This window comes from Mesorhizobium sp. M7A.F.Ca.CA.002.15.2.1, from assembly GCF_003998715.1.
GTDB lineage: Bacteria > Pseudomonadota > Alphaproteobacteria > Rhizobiales > Rhizobiaceae > Mesorhizobium > Mesorhizobium ciceri.
This window is the reverse complement of record NZ_RZPI01000667.1, coordinates 1-3,011: the sequence shown is the minus strand read 5'-3', so window position 1 is coordinate 3,011 and position 3,011 is coordinate 1. Positions and strand designations below refer to the sequence as shown.

At 59.7% G+C, this 3,011-nt stretch carries 4 protein-coding genes and 1 pseudogene; 3 read left to right on the top strand and 2 right to left on the bottom strand.

Features of this window, described 5'->3' with window-relative positions; translation table 11 throughout:
- On the bottom strand, nucleotides 1–143 hold a 143-nt coding region (locus ENZ74_RS27230), incomplete at its 3' end, for a twin-arginine translocation signal domain-containing protein (protein ID WP_127313120.1).
- Nucleotides 144–313: 170 nt separating this feature from the next.
- A complete protein-coding gene (locus ENZ74_RS27225) occupies nucleotides 314–976 on the bottom strand; it encodes a haloacid dehalogenase type II (RefSeq protein ID WP_013532669.1) in 663 nt (220 codons plus the stop codon).
- Nucleotides 977–1,133: 157 nt separating this feature from the next.
- Between ENZ74_RS27225 and ENZ74_RS27220 the strand changes: the two genes are divergently transcribed.
- The 3 genes and pseudogenes from ENZ74_RS27220 to ENZ74_RS35360 all read left to right on the top strand — a co-directional run.
- Nucleotides 1,134–2,012, top strand: coding sequence for a branched-chain amino acid aminotransferase (locus ENZ74_RS27220; protein WP_024505546.1), 879 nt, complete (start codon nucleotides 1,134–1,136; stop codon nucleotides 2,010–2,012).
- Between the two features lie 106 nt (nucleotides 2,013–2,118).
- The gene (locus ENZ74_RS27215; protein ID WP_013532667.1) at nucleotides 2,119–2,718 is read left to right on the top strand and encodes a superoxide dismutase; all 600 of its coding nucleotides are present in this window, start codon (nucleotides 2,119–2,121) and stop codon (nucleotides 2,716–2,718) included.
- Between the two features lie 156 nt (nucleotides 2,719–2,874).
- Nucleotides 2,875–3,011, top strand: a pseudogene (locus ENZ74_RS35360) (cytochrome C556); the annotation flags it as partial.

The following is a 3,011-nucleotide window of genomic DNA, read 5'->3' as shown; positions in this document are numbered from 1 at the left end:
ACATAGGTTGGTGGCGGCGGCTCGACCGGACCCGGCCCGGTGGTGGCGCATGCGGAAACCGCGATCGAAGCGGCGCCCAGGGCTGCGGCATTGAGAAAGCCGCGACGGCTCAGGCGAAAAGATTCGATTTCGGTTATGGACATGGTTGCCTTCTTTAAGTCTCAAATCGCAACAAAGCGTGAATTCGCCGACAGTTACGCGGGTGCCTGACAACACCTGGGGCGATAGGCGGTTCCGATTCTGGCCCGAACGTGGGCAAAGAAAGGCGAAGCTGTGACCAGGCTGCTACTGTGGCGCCAGAGACACAGGTCTCTTAGCTGCCGGGCACAAGGGCTTCGAGCGACGGCAGGATCAGGGCCGGTGGGAAGTCCCGGTATTCTTCGGGCTGGTTGGAGCGGTTGATCCACACCGTGCGAAAGCCGAATTTGGTGGCGCCTGCAATGTCCCAGCGATTGGACGACTGGAAGGAAACCGCGCCGGGGTAGAGGCGCCGGCCGGTGGCGACCATGTCGTAGACCGCGGGATCGGTCTTGAAGCGCCGCACCGTATCGACGGAATAGATATCGTCCAGAACCTGGTCGAGCGCGGCGGATTTGACCGCCGCCTGCAGCATTTCGGGCGAGCCGTTGGACAGGATCGCCAGCCTCGCTCCCGAAGCCTTGAGCGCCTTGAGCACGGCCGGCACTTCCGGATAGCAATCGAGCCGCCAATAGGCATCCAGCAATATCGCCTTGAGACCGGGGTCGGCCGAGGGAACCTTGCGCAAGGCGAAATCGAGCGCCTGTTCGGTCAGTTGCCAGAAATCGGCATAGGCGCCCATCAGCGTGCGCACCCAGGAATATTCGAGCTGTTTGGCGCGCCAGATCTCGGACAGCAATTGGCCGTCCGGCCCGATCCGGTCGGCATGACGGCGTACGGCGGCATGCACGTCGAACAGCGTGCCATAGGCGTCGAAGACATAGGCGGCGTATTGCATGACAGCAGTTTTGAGGGCAGGCGCGACAAGGTGCAAGCTTTGATTGCATTGCGCCCCGGCACTGGCCTCAACAAAACTCCATGATGCCGGTTGACGGCGCCCGCCAAAGCATCTTCCAATGGCTGTCACACGAGACCGATTGAGACGGGACGAGATGATGACACTGGCGGCTGCGGCGCAATCCACGACATGGACTTTCGTCGATGGTGATTGGCACGAAGGCAACGTCGCCATTCTGGGGCCGCGCAGCCACGCCATGTGGCTCGGCACCAGCGTTTTTGACGGCGGCCGCTGGTTCGAAGGCGTGGCGCCGGATCTCGACTTCCACGCAGCCAGGGTGAATTCCTCGGCGATTGCGCTCGGCCTGAAGCCGAACATGAGCGCCGACAAGATCGTCGGGCTGACATGGGATGGGTTGAAGAAGTTCGACGGCAAGACGGCGGTCTATATCAGGCCGATGTACTGGGCCGAGCATGGCGGCTATATGGGCGTGCCGGCCGATCCCGCCTCGACGCGCTTTTGCCTTTGCCTCTATGAATCACCGATGATTCCGGCGACTGGCTTTTCGGTGACCGTGTCGCCGTTCCGGCGTCCGACCATTGAAACCATGCCGACCAACGCCAAGGCCGGCTGCCTTTACCCCAACAACGGTAGGGCCATTCTCGAAGCCAAGATGCGCGGCTTCGACAACGCAATGGTGCTCGATATGCTGGGCAACGTCGCCGAGACCGGAACCTCGAACATCTTCCTGGTCAAGGATGGCCACGTCTTTACGCCTGCGCCGAACGGCACCTTCCTATCCGGCATCACCCGCTCGCGCACGATAGCGCTGCTCGGCGAATATGGCTTCAGGACCACGGAAAAGACGCTGTCGGTGCGCGATTTCCTCGAAGCAGACGAAATTTTTTCGACCGGGAACCATTCCAAGGTGGTGCCGATCACGCGCATCGAGGATCGCAATCTGCAACCCGGGCCGGTGGCCAAAAAAGCGCGCGAACTCTATTGGGATTGGGCGCATTCGACTTCTGCTGTTTGAGCGGATAAAAAGGCGATCGACGCTTCATCCGGAGTTGTCCCAACCCATTCCAGACCTATCTTACTCCGGTATCGACACCGGATTTTTCCACGAGGGAGTACTATCCATGGCCTTTGAATTGCCCGCTCTGCCTTACGACTATGAGGCCTTGCAGCCTTACATGTCGAAAGAGACGCTGGAATATCACCACGACAAGCACCACAAGGCGTATGTCGATAACGGCAACAAACTCGCCGCCGAGGCCGGCTTGGGCGATCTGTCGGTCGAAGAGGTGGTCAAGCAGTCGTTCGGCAAGAATGCCGGCCTCTTCAACAATGCCGCCCAGCATTACAACCACATCCATTTCTGGAAGTGGATGAAGAAAGGCGGCGGCGGCAACAAGCTGCCGGGCGCCTTGCAGAAGGCAGTCGATAGCGATCTCGGCGGCTACGACAAGTTCAAGGCCGACTTCATTGCCGCTGGCACGACACAGTTCGGCTCCGGCTGGGCCTGGGTCTCGGTCAAGGATGGCAAGCTGGCGATCTCCAAGACACCGAACGGCGAAAACCCGCTCGTCCATGGCGCGTCGCCGATCCTCGGCGTCGATGTCTGGGAGCACTCCTACTACATCGACTACCGCAACGCCCGGCCGAAATATCTCGAGGCGTTCGTCGACAGCCTGATCAACTGGGACCATGTCCTGGAATTGTACGAAAAGGCGAAGTGATCGATTTCCAGAAGCCCCGGTATCACCCGGGGCTTTTCTTTTCTGCGTCCCGCAAGAGCAAAGGTCCGGCAAAAATCATCAGGGGGAAGGGAATTTTCCCTCTGTAACATCCGTTGACGTCCTGTCCCGAAATGCCTTCATCATGGAGCCAATTGAATGAGAAAGCTTGTTATCGCCATCTCTATGCTCGCACTCGCGGCTTCGGCGGCCTTTGCCGACCCGATCCTCGACCGGCAGGCACTGATGAAGGAACGTGGAAAGATCGTCGGCGGCCTGTCGAAAGTGGTCAAGGG